Raw genomic sequence first — 14,589 nt, forward strand, 5'->3', positions numbered from 1 at the left:
GCGGCGAGGTTTGCGCTCACAGTGAGCCGAGCCCGCACGTGCCCCGGGGGCTACTGCAGGGCGATGTAGCGCGTCTCCAGGTACTCCTCGATGCCCTCACTGCCGCCCTCGCGACCGAACCCGGAGGCCTTCACGCCGCCGAACGGGCCGGCGGGATCGGAGATGACGCCGCGATTCACGCCGACCATCCCGCTGTCGAGACGGTCCGAGAGCCGGAGCGCGCGGTCGAGGTCGCGGGTGAAGACGTACGAGACCAGGCCGTATTCGGTGGCGTTCGCGGCGGTCACGGCCTCGTCCTCGTCGGAGAACGGGACGATCGGGGCGACCGGCCCGAACACCTCCTCGGAGAGGATCCGCGCGTCGGCCGGGACGTCGGCCAGCACCGTCGGCGGGAAGAAGTGCCCCGGCCCCTCGGGCGCGACCCCGCCGAGCCGCAGCGTCGCACCCTTCGCGACCGCGTCCTGCACCAGCTCGGAGACGATGTTCTGCTGGTCCGCCGAGATGAGCGGGCCGATCGTGACGCCGTCCTGCACGCCGGGGCCGAGGACGTACGCGCCCATCGCCTCGACCAGCTTGTCCGTGAACTCCCCGATCACGGACTCGTGCACGTGGAACCGGTTCGCCGCGGTGCAGGCCTCGCCACCGTTGCGCAGCTTCGCGAGCACGGCCTGCGCGACCGCGTGATCCACATCGGCGTCGTCGAACACGACGAAGGGCGCGTTGCCGCCCAGTTCCATGGAGGTGCGCAGCACGCCGGGCGCGGACTGCTCGATGAGCGTGCGGCCCACCTCCGTGGACCCGGTGAAGGTGAGCTTGCGCAGGCGGGGGTCGCGCAGCAGCGGCCCGGTCAACGCCGAGGACTTCGACGTGGGCAACACCGAGACCACGCCGTCGGGCACGCCCGCGTCCTTGAGCACCTCTGCGAGCAACAGCATCGTGAGCGGGGTGAGCCCGGCGGGCTTGACCAGCATGGTGGCACCCGCGGCGAGCGCGGGGCCGAGCTTGCGCGTACCCATCGCGAGGGGGAAGTTCCAGGGGGTGATCGCCAGGCACGGCCCGACGGGGGCCTTGCTCACCAGGATCCGGCCCGTGCCGGCCGGCGCGGGGGTGTAGCGGCCGGCGATCCGCACGGCCTCCTCGGAGAACCAACGGAAGAACTCCGCGCCGTAGCGCACCTCGTTGGCCGACTCCGGCAGGGCCTTGCCCATTTCGAGGGTCATCAGCAGCGCGAAGTCGTCCGTCCGGGCGACGAGCCCCGCGTAGGCGGCGCGCAGGATCTCGGCACGCTCGCGCGCGGGCGCCGCCGCCCACGCCGGCCCCGCAGCGACCGCGGCGTCCAGTGCGGCCGCACCGTCCTCCGCGGTCGCGTCCGCGACCTCGATCAGCACCTCCTCCGTGGCGGGGTCGTGCACGGGAAAGGTTGCGCCCGAACTCGAATCGCGGAACGCGCCGTTGACGAAGATCCCCGTGGGGACGCTGTCGAGGAGGTCACGGATGCGCTGCTCGGTTGCCATGACAACCACACTAGTCCCGACGGACGGGTCGCGTGTCCGGGTCTGTGCCGCCTCCCACGAGGTCCGCTCGGAACCGCGCGCGGATCCCCTCCCGGACACTAGGCTGGCGCCCATGAGCGACAGCGACATCACCGCGTCCCCCGCTTGGAGCAGCCTCGCCGACCACTTCTCCGAGCTGTCCGGCGTCCACCTGCGCGAGCTCTTCGCCGCCGATCCGGAGCGCGGCGCCGAGTTCGTCTTCCGGGTGGGCGATCTGTACATCGACTACTCCAAGCACCGTGTCACCCGCGAGACGCTGGAGCTCCTGGCCGCGCTCGCGGAGGCCGCGGGGGTCACCGCCCGGCGTGACGCGATGTTCGCGGGTGAGCACATCAACTCCACCGAGGACCGCGCGGTCCTGCACACGGCCCTGCGCGCACCGTCGAGCCTGGACCTGCACGTCGACGGGCAGGACGTGACCGGCGACGTGCACGACGTGCTCGAGAAGATGGGCGCCTTCAGCGACGCGGTCCGGGCCAAGCGCTGGCGCGGCGCGACCGGCGAGCCCATCACCGACGTGGTCAACATCGGCATCGGCGGCAGCGATCTCGGGCCCGCGATGGTCTACGGCGCGCTGCGGGCCTACGTGCAGCGCGGCATCACGTGCCACTTCGTCTCGAACGTGGACCCCGCGGACGTCTCCGCCACCCTCGCGCAGCTCAACCCCGCGACCACGCTCTTCATCGTCGCCTCGAAGACCTTCTCCACCCAGGAGACGCTGACCAACGCGCACGCGGCGAAGGCCTGGCTGCTGGACCGGCTCGGCGTCGGCGAGGAGGCAGTCGCGAAGCACTTCGTCGCCGTCTCGACGAACGCCGAGCGGGTTTCGGCCTTCGGCATCGACACCGCGAACATGTTCGGCTTCTGGGACTGGGTCGGCGGCCGCTACTCCGTGGACTCCGCGATCGGGCTGTCGGTGATGATCGCGGTGGGCCGGGAGCGGTTCGCCGAATTCCTCGCGGGCTTCCACGCCGTGGACGAGCACTTCCGCACGGCGCCGATCGCGCAGAACGCGCCGATCATGTTGGGGCTCATCGGACTCTGGTACTCCGATTTCTTCGGCGCGCAATCGCGCGCGGTGCTCCCCTACGCGCAGGACCTCGCGCGCTTCCCCGCCTACCTGCAGCAGCTGACCATGGAGTCGAACGGCAAGTCGGTGCGCATCGACGGCACGCCCGTGCCCGTGGACACCGGCGAGATCTTCTGGGGCGAACCGGGAACCAACGGCCAGCACGCCTTCTTCCAGCTCCTGCACCAGGGCACCCGGCTGGTGCCGGCGGACTTCGTCGGCTTCGCCGAGTCGACCGACGACCTGCCCAGCATCGACGGCGTCGGCACCATGCAGGACCTGCTCATGAGCAATCTGTTCGCCCAGACCAAGGTGCTGGCGTTCGGCAAGACCGCCGCCGAGATCAGTGCGGAGGGAACGTATCCCGCCGTCGTGCCGCACAAGGTGATGCCCGGGAACCGGCCCACCACCACGATCCTGGCGCCGAAGCTCACCCCGTCCGTCGTGGGCCAGCTCATCGCCCTCTACGAGCACCAGGTGTTCACCGAGGCCGCCGTCTGGGGCATCAACGCCTTCGACCAGTGGGGCGTCGAGCTCGGGAAGGTCCAGGCCAACGCCCTCCTCCCCGTCATCGCGTCCGACGGTGCCCCCACCGCCGAGCTCGACTCGTCGACCGACGCCGAGGTGCGCTGGTACCGCGAGGCGCGGGGCCGGAAGGTCTAGGAGTACTTCGGGATCTGCCAGGCGCCGGAATCCGTGCAGGTGAGGACGATGCCGCTGTACCGGTCGAGGGCGAGCTTGCCCCAGGACTGCCCCGCACAGGACTCGCCGACCGCGCCGGACGCGTAGTCGTAGTCGTCCGACGGCGCGGCGTTCGCCGGAGCCGCCGCGAGAATCAACGCGGCTCCGACCACCGTCGAGATCATTGCGGTCTTGATGAATGTGCGCATTTCGCACCACCTTTCGTCACTCCTCACGCTAGGAGCAACGATGGTGCCGCACATCCGGGCCGGCCCCTGGGTTCTGCGGCCACCGGCTCGGGGCTGAGCCCCTACCTCGAACGGGTGAGGCGGCTCAGCGGCCGAGGTTTCGGCAGCGCGCTGCCGGTTCTCTCCGACGCGGACGGGGTTCGGCAGCGCCCATGAGTTTCAGCAGCGCGCTGCCGAAATCGTGTCCATGGGAGTCCGTGCGGCGCGGGTCAGATGAGGCGGCGGGTCAGCTCGTTCGGGCCGTGGCGCAGCACGGCCCCGAGCGGCGTCCACGGCCACGACGGCACGGCCGCCTCCTTGGGCTCGCGGTCGATGGCCTTGACCAGAGCCTTGACGCCGTCGTCGAGCGAGGACTTCATCGAGGTCTTCACACCCTTGTTGATGTCCGTCTCGATGAAGCCCGGCTTGATCACGGTGACCGAGATGTCGCTGCCCGCGAACTCCGCCTGCAGCCCCTCGCCGATCGCGGTGAGGCCGGCCTTGCTCGCCGAGTACGCGGTCTGCGCCTTGGGCATTCCGCGCTGGCCGGCGATGGAGCTGATGAGCACGAGATGGCCGCGGCCCTGCGCGCGGAAGAGCTCCAGCACCGCCTCGATCTGGGCGAGCGCACCGGTCAGGTTGGTCTGAATCGTCTCCAGGTTGGCGTCCGCCCTGCCCGTCCCGAGCGGCGCACCCTTGCCGATGCCGGCGTTGATGACCGCGCGGTCCAGCCCGCCCAGGCGCGCCACGACATCGGCGATGGCGACGGGCACCGCGTCGAAATCCGTGACATCGAGCCGCCCGATCTCGACGACGCCCGCGCCGGGGCGGGCGCTCAGTTCGGCGCGCAGCGCCTCGAGCCGGTCGAGGCGCCGCGCGAGGAGAGCTACGTTCTCGCCGCGCTCCGCGTACGTCCGCGCCATGCCTTCGCCGAGACCGGAGCTGGCTCCGGTGATGAGGATCCGCATTCCCCCACAGTAGCGAGCGCATCGTCGGCCCCTCCGGGCGTGTGGCCGCCCCGCGCCAATGCCGGGCCGCCGAGGCCGGTGCGCGCGAACAGCTGGATCAGGGGGCCGACGCCCACCGCGTAGAGCAGCGTTCCGACGCCGAGCGTCCCGCCGAGCAGGAAGCCCACGATCACCACGATCACCTCCATCGACGTGCGCACCACCCGCACCGAGCCGCCGGTGCGGGCCACGAGCCCCGTCATCAAGCCGTCCCGCGGGCCGGGTCCCATGCCGGCCCCGATGTAGAGGACGGTCGCGAAGGCGTTGAGGACGATGCCGCCGAGCATCATCGGGATCGCGACGACCAGCGCGGGGTCTTCCGGGAACAGCGGTGCCATGGTGTCGAAGGCGACGCCGATCACGATCACGTTGGCGACGGTGCCGAACCCCGGCTTCTGCCGGATGGGTATCCACAGCAGCAGCACCAGCGCGCCCACGATGATCGAGACCACGCCCACCGACAGGCCCATCTTCTCCGCGAGCCCCTGGTGCAGCACGTCCCACGGCATGTTGCCGAGTCCGGCGCGCAGGATCGCGACCATGGCCGTGCCGTACAGCCACAGGCCCACGAACAGCTTGATCAGTCGAATCGTCATGACACCCACAATGGCGGCAAGTGGCATGGCAATCCATAGCCAGTTCTGAGACACTGGACCGATGTTCCCCTCAACTGGCACCGTCGGTGCGGCCGCCCTCGCCCGCCAGCTCGGCTCCTGGAAGCCCGACGGTGGCACGGGCCCGGCGCGTCGCGCGCCGCGTCCGGCCTACCTGGCCCTCGCCGAGGCCCTGCGCCTGCTCGTGCTCGACGGTCGGGTCCCCGTCGGGACCGCGCTGCCGAGCGAGCGCGCGCTCGCGGCCCACCTCGAGGTCAGCAGGACGACGGTGACCGCGGCCTATGCCGAGCTCCGGGACAGCGGGCATCTGCAGTCCCGGCAGGGCGCGCGGAGCGTGCTCACGCTGCCCCACGCGGTACCGGCCGAGCCCGCCGACACCGGCCCGGAGGCCGACCTGATCCGGCTGAACATCGCGGCGCCGTCGGCGCCCGACCAGATCGTGCACGACGGCTACCGGCACGCCCTCGAATGCGCGCCGCCGTATCTCGCCGGCATCGGCCTGTACCCGGGAGGTGTTCGGGCGCTGCGGGAGTCGATCGCGCAGCGGTACCGCGACCGCGGCCTGCCGACGACCGAGGACCAGGTGCTGGTCACCTCCGGCGCCCAGCACGCACTGCGGATCGTGCTCGACACGCTCGTGCACCCGGGCGACCGCGTGCTCGTCGAACAGCCCACCCACCACGGCACCATCCTGGCCCTGCGCCGGCACAACGCGCGGCCCGTCGCCGTGGGGCTGCACCCCGAACACGGCTGGGACCTCGATCAGGTGGAAGCCGTGGTGAAGCAACAGAATCCGCGGATCATCTTCACCATTCCCGACTTCCACAATCCGACGGGCCTGCTCCTCGACGAGGCCGGGCGGCGGCGACTCGGGGAGATCTCCGCGCGATACCGCGTGCCCGTCGTCGTCGACGAGACGATGGCCGAGCTGGCCCTCGACGCGCCCGCTCCCCCGCCCGTCGCGGCCTTCGCGCCGCGCGGCGCCCGGATCATCACGATCGGCTCCGCGAGCAAGACGATCTGGGCGGGCCTGCGCGTGGGCTGGATCCGCACGGAGAACTCGCCCGACGCGCTCACCGCCGCCCGGCACGACATGGACCTCGCCGGCGCCGTCTTCGAGCAACTCGCCGCCGGCTACGCCCTCGACCACCTCGCCGACTTCCTGCCCGGGCGGCTGGACGCCCTGCGCGCCGGTCGCGCGGTCGCCCTCGATGCGGTCACCGAGCACCTTCCGGGGGCCACCGTCTCGCCCGGAGTCGGCGGCCTGTGCCTGTGGGTGACACTGCCCCGGCCGGTCGGCACCGCCACCGCGGCCGCCGCCGCGGGGCTCGGGGTGCGCATCGCCGCCGGCTCCGCCTTCGGGGTCGACGGTGTCCTCGAGCGCAACATCCGCATCCCCTACTCGCTGCCCCCCGACCAGCTCCGCCGGGCGATCGAGCTGGTGGGCGCGGCGTACCGTCGGGCCACCGGCGGGGCGTCCGTGCCGGACCTCGAGCGCCAGCTCGTAGTGTGACGGTCCGAAAGGCACCTTCGCGAAGTAGAACACCGCGAACCGATACATTGTTCACGTGAACGTCGATCCGTCCGGCTCTGCCGATCCGCCCCTTGACCGGCGCTCGGCCATGCCGTTCATCGCGGCGGCCACACTCGCTTCGAGCGCCCTGATCGGAGCTGCGGGATGGGTCTGGCTCGCCACCCCCGACGGCCGGTGGGTGACGACGACACTTCTCCTTGGCGCGTTCGCCGCATGCGCCGCACTCTGCGTCGTCGAGCACCGGCTTCTCAGCACGACGATCGACGAGATGCCCGTCTACTACGTCCCCGACAACGGATTACAAATCCCGTTCATCGATTCGTACACACCAGCCCGGGCCACGGCGAGCTTCATCGTGGGACTCGTCCTCGACGTGATGATCGTGACCGGCCTCGCGGTTCGCCACGATGGGCCGACCCCGATCGAGTTGGTCGCCTTCGTCGCATACGTCTCGGTGTCCGGCGCCTACGCTTGGCGAACCGTGCGCCTAGTGACGGCACGGGCCTCGGAAGACACCCCTCGCGCGCAGTGACTTCCGCCACAATCCGCATTCCTCGGAATCACCGGGACCGCGGTCCGGTTGAACACCACCGGAACCGATGACCGCCGCTGGAAGGGACACCAGACATGGGACATAACAACACCGCACGTGACCTGGGGCTTCTGGCCCTGCGTACCGCCGTCGGCGGAGCACTCGCCTACCACGGCGCACAGAAGCTGTTCGGCGTGTTCGGTGGACACGGACTGGACGCCACCGGCCAGGGGTTCGAATCGATGGGTTTCGCCCCCGGCAAGCCGAACGCCGCGCTCGCGGGCGCGGGTGAGCTGGCCGGCGCCGCGCTCGCACTGGGCGCCGCGACGCCGCTGGCCGCCGCGGGTGGCGTCGGCGCGATGCTCGTCGCCGCCGAGGCGCACCGTCCCAACGGCTTCGCCGCGCAGGGTGGCGGCAACGAGTACCCGATCACCCTCGGTGTCGCGGCCGCCGCGCTGGCCCTCACCGGCCCCGGCAAGTACTCCGTCGACCACCTGCTGGGCGACCGCCTGAACAAGCCCTGGCTGACGGCGCTCGCGCTCGGCGGCGCCGTCGCGGGCGGCGCGGTCACCATCGCACGCCGCAATGCCGCACTGGCGCAGGCCGAGACCGTGTCCCAGGCCATCGAGGACGAGGCCGCCGAGGGCGACTTCCTGCTCGGCGATTACGACCCGGAGACGGGCGAGAACGACGGCGCGGACAAGCTCATCAAGTAGTCCCCGCCGCCGCGGCACTCACCGGCCGCGAGAAGACGAACGCCGCCGGATCCCTCACCCAGGATCCGGCGGCATCGTTCACTCCGCCGAGCCCGGCACGCGGCTACCGGAACAGGCCGGCTCCCAGGAAGTCGTCGCTACCGCGCACACCCGGCACGGCGAAGAAGTAACCGCCGCCGAAGGGCGTCACGTAGTCGGTGAGCGGCTCGTCGATCAACCGCTTCTGCACCTCCTCGAACTGCGCCTCGACATCCTGCTGGAAGCAGATGAACACGTGGCCGCAGGCCATGTTGCCGTTCATGTCCAGGCCCAGGTCGTAGTTGTACGACCGGCGCACCAGCCGCTGCTTCTCCGTCTTCTCGCCCTCACGCGGGTTCGCCAGGCGGATATGCGAATCCGTCGGAATGACGGTCCCGTCCGGGTCCTTCGAGTAGTCGGGGTCGTCGGTCTCCTGCGCACCGTCGAGCGGCGCTCCGCTGTCGCGACGCCGGCCGAACATCCCCTCCTGCTCCGCGATCGAGACGCGGTCCCAGAACTCGACCAGCATCCGGATGAGCCGCACCACCATGTAGGTGCCGCCCACGGTCCATGACGGCTCGCCGGCCTCGTTCTTCGGGGCGACCCAGATCAGCTCCTCGGCCTGGTTCCCCACAGGATTAGCCGTACCGTCCTTGAAGCCCAACAGATTCCGCGACGAGCCCTCAGGCCGCGGCGGGGCGCCGTAGCCCTGCATCTTCCACCGCAGCTGCATCGCGCCGCGCGTGTGCTTGGCGATGTCGCGCAACGCGTGGTGCACGGTGTCGGGGTTGTTCGCACACAGCTGCAGCACCAGGTCGCCGTGCATCTGCGCGGCGTCCGGCTGGTCGTTCGGGAACACCGTCATCGGCTTGAGCTTGCGCGGCTTGCGCCCGCTCAGCCCGAACCGGTCGTCGAACAGCGAGTCCCCCACGCCGAGCGTGATCGTCAGGCCGTCGGCCGGGACCACGGGCCCGAGCACCGCACTGTCCGACGGCGGCTTCCCCACACCGAGATCGGCGGGGGCGCCGCCCTCGGTGAGGAACCGCGCCCGCTCGGTGATCGTCCGCAGCAGCTGCTCGAGACCCGCACGGTCCGTGGCGATCACGTCGAACGCCGCGACCATGAGCGATGCCTGCTTCGCCGACGGCGGCGGCGTCAGCACGCCGGACTGGTGGCCCCCTTCGAAGGGATACGACTGCGCGGGCGCCGGAGCCCCGTTCTCCCGGGAGCTCGCCGCATCGCTCCGGGCGCCCCCGGCGAGGACGCCGCCGACCGCCGCGACCCCGACCGCACCGACGGCCGTGCCCTGCAGGAACTTCCGGCGACCCGTGCCGGTGGGGTTCTCATCCGTCATGCTTGGGGACCTCCAGGAGGTTGGGCACGGCGGACAGGGTTTCCAGAGCCGCGCCGACAGTGCCGTTGATCTTCTGCCGCTGCACGAGCGTGGGCGCATCGAGCGGCGGGTAGGTGCCGTCGGGCCGCTTCACGGCGTCGAGGGCCTTGATGATGTCGTCGAGCTGGCGGCGCGCGGCCGGCAGCAGATTCGGGTCGCGCGGCGTGAGCAGCGGTTCCACGATCTGCAGCACCCTACGGGTGGCGTCGACGTCCGCAGCGGTCGCCGCGTAACCCGAGTGCGAGCCCTGATCGCTCACGCCCGTGAGGTGATCCCGGAGCGCGTCCTCGAGGATCTCCTGGGCGCGCTTGGTCAGGTTGACGGGGTCGCCTGCGACCTCGTCGGTGCGCAGGTCCTTGCGGACCTTCGCGATCCCGTCGAGGGTCTTGTCGACCTCGGCCACCAGCGCCGCCGACGGTTCGCCGGTGTACAGCCCGAACTCGATCCGCCGGATGCCGGAGAAGTCGGGATCACGGACACCGTCGGCGAACCCGTCCGGCAGGCCTGCGACGGCCTTGCCCGCGTCGCCGAAGCTGTTGTACGAGGCGCCGACGCGCTCCCACGCCGTCATGGCGTCGAGCCAGGCGCGCTTGGCGCCCGCGGTGTCCCCGCCCGTCAGCGCGCTCCGCACCCGGCCCAAGGCCTCCTCGACCGAGGGCAGCACCGTCAGCACGTAGTCCTGGTACTTCGCGTTCACGCCGTCGAGGTCGTCCTTGGTGACGCGGGCGACGGCCCGGGGGGTGTTTCCGGAACCGCCGGTGACCGTGAACTGCGCCGAGCGCGTGGCCTTCTGCCCCGCCAGGTAGCAGACGAACTGGTAGCCGCCGTTGCCGAGCGTCGCCGACAGGTCGGCGGTGGTGGCCGGCCCGAGCGTCTCGATCTCGCCGACCACGGCGTCGCCGCTGTCGACCAGGGTGATCTCGCCGGACTTGCCGGACTTATTGGTCACGGTGATGCGCTGCAGGCCCGGGCCCGCGCCGGAGAAGCCCTTCGCGCAGTCCTCGGCGGTGACGGTGACCGCACCCGCCGCCGGGGGCTTGGCGGGCAGGAGAGCGATGATCAGGCCGGCGACGAGCAGCGGCACGAGCACCACGACGGCCGCGACGGGCAGCGTGCGGCGGCCGGCCAGGCGCGCGGCCCAGGCCTCGAACCGGCCCTTGTCGTGCGCACCGTCGGCGGGCGCCGGCGGCGTGGTGCCGAGGAACAGCCCCAGCACGATCACCAGGTACGCGATCCAGGCGACGACCTGCAGCACCGTCATCTTCGGCGCGAGGTTCGTGACGCCGCTGATCAGCGCCACCCACCACGAGTCGGGGCTGATCGTGCCGCTGAGGTCGAAGGCGAGCCAGGTACGCCCCGGGAGGACGCCGCCGTTCTGCAGGTCGCCGAGGCCGTAGGCGAGCACGCCGGCCGCCACCACGATGAGCAGCACCGCCGTGTAGCGGAAGAACTTCCCCAGGTCGAGCCGGACGGCCTGCCGGTAGAGCAGCACGCAGATCCCGAAGGCGACCAGCAGGCCGATGGCGGCGCCGATCGCCGGGGCGATCGCGTCGCCCGAGGCGCGCGCCGCGGTCCACAGGAACAGCGTGGTCTCCAGGCCCTCGCGCGCGACGGCGAAGAAGGCCGTCAACACCAGCGCGCCCGCGCCGAGCGCGAGCGCGGTCTCGACATCGCCGCGCAGGCTCTTCGACAGCGACGCGGCCGTGCGCCGCATCCAGAAGATCATGATCGTCACGAGGATCACCGCGAGCACGCTCAGCGTGCCCGCGACCACCTCGCGCGCCGTGGCCGACAACTCCGAGGTCGTGAACGTCAGCACCGCGCCGAAGCTCAACGACAACGACGCCGCTCCCAGCGCGCCCAACCACACCGGCACCCGCGAGCCGCCCGACTTCTTCACGGCGGCCAGCAGGATGCTCACAATAAGTCCCGCCTCAAGACCTTCACGAAGGCCGATGAGGAAGTTCGGGACGGCATCACCCCAGATCATGCTTAGAAGGTAAGGCACGCCTACTGCTCTTCACAAAGCGATGCCTACCCTTCGGGTGTTTTCGCCTATTTCAGGAGCTTCGACATCCGACGATCCGCCAGGATCTTCCCACCCGTCTGGCACGTGGGGCAGTACTGGAACGAACGGTCCGCGAACGAGACCTCGCGCACCGTATCGCCGCAGGTGGGACACGGACTGCCGGTGCGGGCGTGCACCTGCATCCCCGAGCGCTTCTCCGCCTTGAGCGTGGCGACGTGCTGCCCGACGGACCGGTCCACGGCGTCCTGCAGCTCGGAGCGCATCGCGGCGTACAGGGCGTCCGCCTGCTGCGCGTCCAGCGACCTCGCCGACGCGAAGGGCGAGAGCTTGGCCGCGTGCAGGATCTCGTCCGAGTACGCGTTGCCGATCCCCGCGATCGTCCGCTGGTCCCGCAGCAGGGTCTTCAGTTGCGCGCGCGAGCCCGCGAGGATCGCGGCGAACTCGTCGCGGGTCACGGCCAGCGCGTCCGGCCCCAGGGTGGCGACCATCTCGATCTCCTGTGGATCGTGCACGATCCACACCGCGAGCCGTTTCTGCGTGCCCGCCTCCGTGAGATCGAAGCCCTCGCCCTCGGGCCCGACGTGGACCCGCAGCGCGATCGGTGACTTACCGCCCGGTTTGAGCGGGGTCGGCGAGAGCTTGTCGGACCAGCGCAACCACCCCGCACGCGAGAGGTGCACCACGAGGGAGAGCCGCTCACCGTCGGGCTTGCGCGCGTCGAGAACGAAATACTTGCCGATCCGGCGGGTGCCGGTGACGGTGGCCCCGACCAGGTCCTGCGGGCCCGGCGCGTAGGTCTTGAGGACGGACAGCGCTGCCACATCGACCCGCCGGACCTGCGTTCCGACGGCCTTGGCGCCCACGTAGTCCGCGATCGCGGCGATCTCGGGAAGCTCCGGCATACCTCCAATCTAGTGTGGGGGTATGACCTACTTCGGCCGTTCCGGCGGCGACCTGTCCGACATCGACCTCGCAGCCGAGATCGCCGACGGTGCCGGGCGCATCCTGCAGGCCATCCGGCACGGGTCGCTGCTGGACGACGGGGTGCTCGGAGACACCGGCGACCGGCTCGCGCAGGCCTGGATCGCGCAGGTGCTGCATCGGTACCGGCCGCACGACGCAGTGCTCTCGGAGGAGGCGCCCGATTCGACGGCGCGACTCTCCGCCGACCGGGTCTGGGTGATCGACCCGCTCGACGGCACCCGCGACTACGCCGCGCATCGCCCCGACTACGCCGTGCACGTGGCGCTGACCCGGGGCGGACAGCCCGTGCAGAGCGCCGTCTCACTGCCCGCGATGGGGCAGGTCTTCCGCTCCGACACCGTGGAGCCGCCCACCGACTCCCTGACCGGCAACCTCGCGCTGTCGCGCAGTCGCGCGACGCCCGGCATGTTCCGGGTGGCGGAATCGCTCGGCCTCACGCCCGTCTCTCTGGGTTCCGCCGGGGTGAAGACGATGGCCGTCGTCACCGGCCAGGTCGACGTGTACCTCCACGCCGGCGGCCAGTACGAGTGGGACTCCTGCGCACCCGTCGGCGTCGCGCGGGCCGCGGGCCTGCACTGCTCGCGCCTCGACGGTTCCGAGCTCATCTACAACAACCCCGACCCCTACCTCCCCGACCTGGTGATCTGCCGGCCGGAGCTGGCGGAGAAGGTGCTCGACGCGCTGAACTGAGCCTCGGGGTCGGCGCCCCGGCGTTCAGGGGCGACGGAGCAGGTAGACGTCCATGATCCAGCCGTGCTTCTCCCGAGCCTCGGCGCGGGTGCGGGCGATGAGATCCCCGACCTCGGACACCGGCCCGTCGAGCAGGATCTCGTCCGGGGTGCCGAGGTAGGCGCCCCAGTAGATGTGATCGTCGGGGTGGGCGGTCTCGCGGAAGGTGCAGTCCGCGTCGAGCATCACGACGGTGTTGCGGCCGTCGTCCTCGTGCAGGCGGCGGCCGGTGGTGATGTGGATCGGCTCACCCACCCGGTTGAGCAGGATCGCGTGCGCTGCGGTGAGCGCCTGCACGCTCGTGATGCCGGGAATCACCTTCGGCACCAACGGGATCGTCGCGGACACGCGGTCGATCACCCGCAGCGTCGAGTCGTACAGCGACGGGTCGCCCCAGACCAGGAAGCCGGCGTTCCCGCCCTCGGGGACGTGCTCGACGAGGGCGTCGGCCAGCGCGGCGGCCCGGGCGTCGTGCCACGCGCCGACGTTGGCGGCGTAGGCACCGTCGGGCCGGGAGGCGCCGCGCTCGGCGGACCGGTCCCGCGGCGGGTCGGGCACGAGCACGACGGGGGTGTCCGGCGCGTGCCGGTCGACGATCTCCTGCCGGATCCCGGTGAGCGTGCCCGCGTTCGGTTTGTCGAGGAGGAACAGGGCGTCGGCGGCGCGCATCGCGTCGATCGCGCCCACGGTGACGTGCCCCGGGTCACCGGCGCCGATGCCGATGACCAGTGCGGTGCGGCTCAAGCGATCGGCTCGCTGTACATGTTCAGCGTCGCGGTGAGCAGGTCGATCCGGTTCTGCTTGAGCGTCTGGTTGTCCGGGTCGATCACGCAGTACGACGCGGTGCCCTCGTGCACGGCGAGCAGCGCGTAGCCGAGCGCCTCGGGCGCGGTGACCCGGCGGCCCGCCGCCTCGAGGACGTGCATCACCGTGGGGATCATGTTGGCGAGCAGCATCTGCTGCGCGTCGCGCACCGTCTGGTTGAGCTCGGGGGTGCGGGTGCACAGGGCGACGAAATCGGCGTTCACGCGCTGCCAGCGCTCGTTGACGGGGATCGCGCGCACGGCCATCTCGATGAGCTTGCCGTAGTCGGCGCCCTGCACCGTGTAGGTCTCGACCACCTTCGCCATGATGTCCATGATCCACTGCACGTGGAACCGCCAGACCTCGATGAACAACTCCTCGAGGCTGGTGAAGTTCGAGTAGAACGCGCCCCTGGTGAACCCGGCCGCCTCGCACACCATCTTCACGGTCGTCGAGCCGTAGCCGTGCTGCGCGAACACCAGGTACGCCGCCCGGATCAGCCGCCGACGGGTCTTCGCGCGCCCCTTCGGGTCGTCCGTCTGCTGCAGCGCCGCGGTCATCCGATAACCCAGATGGGACAGATTGCGCGTGGCTGTGTCATCGGCTCAGTGTACCCGTCGGTAGCCATCGATTCAGCCGGACTTTAAGCGGTCGCCAACCGCAGCGGCCTAGCGTCGTGGACGACCCGCCCGAGGAGGC

Annotated in this window: 14 protein-coding genes; 5 read left to right on the forward strand and 9 right to left on the reverse strand. The window is 70.9% G+C overall.

Annotation, left to right across the window (positions count from 1 at the left end):
* Positions 1-50: 50 nt before the first annotated feature.
* Complete coding sequence (locus HF999_RS03795) at positions 51-1,514, reverse strand: NAD-dependent succinate-semialdehyde dehydrogenase (RefSeq protein ID WP_168544586.1); 1,464 nt, start codon at positions 1,512-1,514, stop codon at positions 51-53.
* 112 nt (positions 1,515-1,626) lie between these two features.
* Between HF999_RS03795 and pgi the strand changes: the two genes are divergently transcribed.
* Positions 1,627-3,285, forward strand: coding sequence for a glucose-6-phosphate isomerase (gene pgi, locus HF999_RS03800; protein ID WP_210733423.1), 1,659 nt, complete (start codon positions 1,627-1,629; stop codon positions 3,283-3,285).
* Here pgi and HF999_RS03805 read toward each other — a convergent pair.
* The 3 genes from HF999_RS03805 to yczE all read right to left on the reverse strand — a co-directional run bounded on the left by HF999_RS03805 (position 3,282) and on the right by yczE (position 5,133).
* On the reverse strand, positions 3,282-3,512 hold the full coding sequence (locus tag HF999_RS03805; RefSeq protein ID WP_168544588.1) for a hypothetical protein: 231 nt from the start codon (positions 3,510-3,512) through the stop codon (positions 3,282-3,284). The two genes, pgi and HF999_RS03805, sit on opposite strands and share 4 nt — an antisense overlap.
* A 248-nt stretch (positions 3,513-3,760) precedes the next feature.
* On the reverse strand, positions 3,761-4,498 hold the full coding sequence (locus HF999_RS03810; RefSeq protein ID WP_168544589.1) for an SDR family oxidoreductase: 738 nt from the start codon (positions 4,496-4,498) through the stop codon (positions 3,761-3,763).
* Positions 4,417-5,133, reverse strand: coding sequence for a membrane protein YczE (gene yczE / locus HF999_RS03815; protein ID WP_210733424.1), 717 nt, complete (start codon positions 5,131-5,133; stop codon positions 4,417-4,419). The genes HF999_RS03810 and yczE overlap by 82 nt, the downstream gene beginning before the upstream one ends.
* A 61-nt stretch (positions 5,134-5,194) precedes the next feature.
* Between yczE and yczR the strand changes: the two genes are divergently transcribed.
* The 3 genes from yczR to HF999_RS03830 all read left to right on the forward strand — a co-directional run bounded on the left by yczR (position 5,195) and on the right by HF999_RS03830 (position 7,933).
* Positions 5,195-6,664, forward strand: coding sequence for a MocR-like transcription factor YczR (yczR, locus tag HF999_RS03820; RefSeq protein WP_168544590.1), 1,470 nt, complete (start codon positions 5,195-5,197; stop codon positions 6,662-6,664).
* 55 nt (positions 6,665-6,719) lie between these two features.
* The gene (locus HF999_RS03825) at positions 6,720-7,217 is read left to right on the forward strand and encodes a hypothetical protein (protein WP_168544591.1); all 498 of its coding nucleotides are present in this window, start codon (positions 6,720-6,722) and stop codon (positions 7,215-7,217) included.
* Between the two features lie 95 nt (positions 7,218-7,312).
* The gene (locus tag HF999_RS03830; protein ID WP_168544592.1) at positions 7,313-7,933 is read left to right on the forward strand and encodes a DoxX family protein; all 621 of its coding nucleotides are present in this window, start codon (positions 7,313-7,315) and stop codon (positions 7,931-7,933) included.
* A gap of 103 nt (positions 7,934-8,036) precedes the next feature.
* Here HF999_RS03830 and efeB read toward each other — a convergent pair whose 3' ends face one another.
* The 3 genes from efeB to HF999_RS03845 all read right to left on the reverse strand — a co-directional run bounded on the left by efeB (position 8,037) and on the right by HF999_RS03845 (position 12,275).
* Entirely contained in the window at positions 8,037-9,305 is a 1,269-nt protein-coding gene (gene efeB, locus HF999_RS03835) for an iron uptake transporter deferrochelatase/peroxidase subunit (protein ID WP_168544593.1), read from the reverse strand.
* Positions 9,295-11,334 (reverse strand): iron uptake transporter permease EfeU, encoded by a 2,040-nt coding sequence (gene efeU / locus HF999_RS03840; protein ID WP_168544594.1) that lies wholly within the window; start codon positions 11,332-11,334, stop codon positions 9,295-9,297. Before efeU ends, efeB begins: the two co-directional genes overlap by 11 nt.
* Positions 11,335-11,399: 65 nt before the next feature.
* A complete protein-coding gene (locus tag HF999_RS03845) occupies positions 11,400-12,275 on the reverse strand; it encodes a DNA-formamidopyrimidine glycosylase family protein (protein WP_168544595.1) in 876 nt (291 codons plus the stop codon).
* A gap of 22 nt (positions 12,276-12,297) precedes the next feature.
* Here HF999_RS03845 and HF999_RS03850 point away from each other — a divergent pair, with 22 nt between their 5' ends.
* Positions 12,298-13,047, forward strand: a complete 750-nt coding sequence (locus HF999_RS03850; RefSeq protein ID WP_168544596.1) for a 3'(2'),5'-bisphosphate nucleotidase CysQ — start codon at positions 12,298-12,300, stop codon at positions 13,045-13,047.
* Positions 13,048-13,071: 24 nt separating this feature from the next.
* Here HF999_RS03850 and cobF read toward each other — a convergent pair whose 3' ends face one another.
* Together cobF and HF999_RS03860 are read right to left on the reverse strand one after the other, a co-directional pair.
* The gene (gene cobF / locus HF999_RS03855; RefSeq protein WP_168544597.1) at positions 13,072-13,830 is read right to left on the reverse strand and encodes a precorrin-6A synthase (deacetylating); all 759 of its coding nucleotides are present in this window, start codon (positions 13,828-13,830) and stop codon (positions 13,072-13,074) included.
* Positions 13,827-14,450: a TetR/AcrR family transcriptional regulator gene (locus tag HF999_RS03860; protein ID WP_168544598.1), complete on the reverse strand. Its 624-nt coding sequence runs from the start codon at positions 14,448-14,450 to the stop codon at positions 13,827-13,829. The genes cobF and HF999_RS03860 overlap by 4 nt, the downstream gene beginning before the upstream one ends.
* Positions 14,451-14,589: the final 139 nt, after the last annotated feature.

The sequence above is a fragment of the Tsukamurella spumae genome (assembly GCF_012396015.1).
Taxonomy (GTDB): Bacteria; Actinomycetota; Actinomycetes; order Mycobacteriales; family Mycobacteriaceae; genus Tsukamurella; species Tsukamurella spumae.

Bases quoted from the DNA above. Each gene is read 5' to 3' on its own strand.
- HF999_RS03795 (WP_168544586.1), bottom strand. From the start codon at position 1,514: ATGGCAACCGAGCAGCGCATCCGTGACCTCCTCGACAGCGTCCCCACG.
- pgi (WP_210733423.1), top strand. From the start codon at position 1,627: ATGAGCGACAGCGACATCACCGCGTCCCCCGCTTGGAGCAGCCTCGCC.
- HF999_RS03805 (WP_168544588.1), bottom strand. From the start codon at position 3,512: ATGCGCACATTCATCAAGACCGCAATGATCTCGACGGTGGTCGGAGCC.
- HF999_RS03810 (WP_168544589.1), bottom strand. From the start codon at position 4,498: ATGCGGATCCTCATCACCGGAGCCAGCTCCGGTCTCGGCGAAGGCATG.
- yczE (WP_210733424.1), bottom strand. From the start codon at position 5,133: ATGACGATTCGACTGATCAAGCTGTTCGTGGGCCTGTGGCTGTACGGC.
- yczR (WP_168544590.1), top strand. From the start codon at position 5,195: ATGTTCCCCTCAACTGGCACCGTCGGTGCGGCCGCCCTCGCCCGCCAG.
- HF999_RS03830 (WP_168544592.1), top strand. From the start codon at position 7,313: ATGGGACATAACAACACCGCACGTGACCTGGGGCTTCTGGCCCTGCGT.
- efeB (WP_168544593.1), bottom strand. From the start codon at position 9,305: ATGACGGATGAGAACCCCACCGGCACGGGTCGCCGGAAGTTCCTGCAG.
- efeU (WP_168544594.1), bottom strand. From the start codon at position 11,334: ATGATCTGGGGTGATGCCGTCCCGAACTTCCTCATCGGCCTTCGTGAA.
- HF999_RS03845 (WP_168544595.1), bottom strand. From the start codon at position 12,275: ATGCCGGAGCTTCCCGAGATCGCCGCGATCGCGGACTACGTGGGCGCC.
- HF999_RS03850 (WP_168544596.1), top strand. From the start codon at position 12,298: ATGACCTACTTCGGCCGTTCCGGCGGCGACCTGTCCGACATCGACCTC.
- HF999_RS03860 (WP_168544598.1), bottom strand. From the start codon at position 14,450: ATGACCGCGGCGCTGCAGCAGACGGACGACCCGAAGGGGCGCGCGAAG.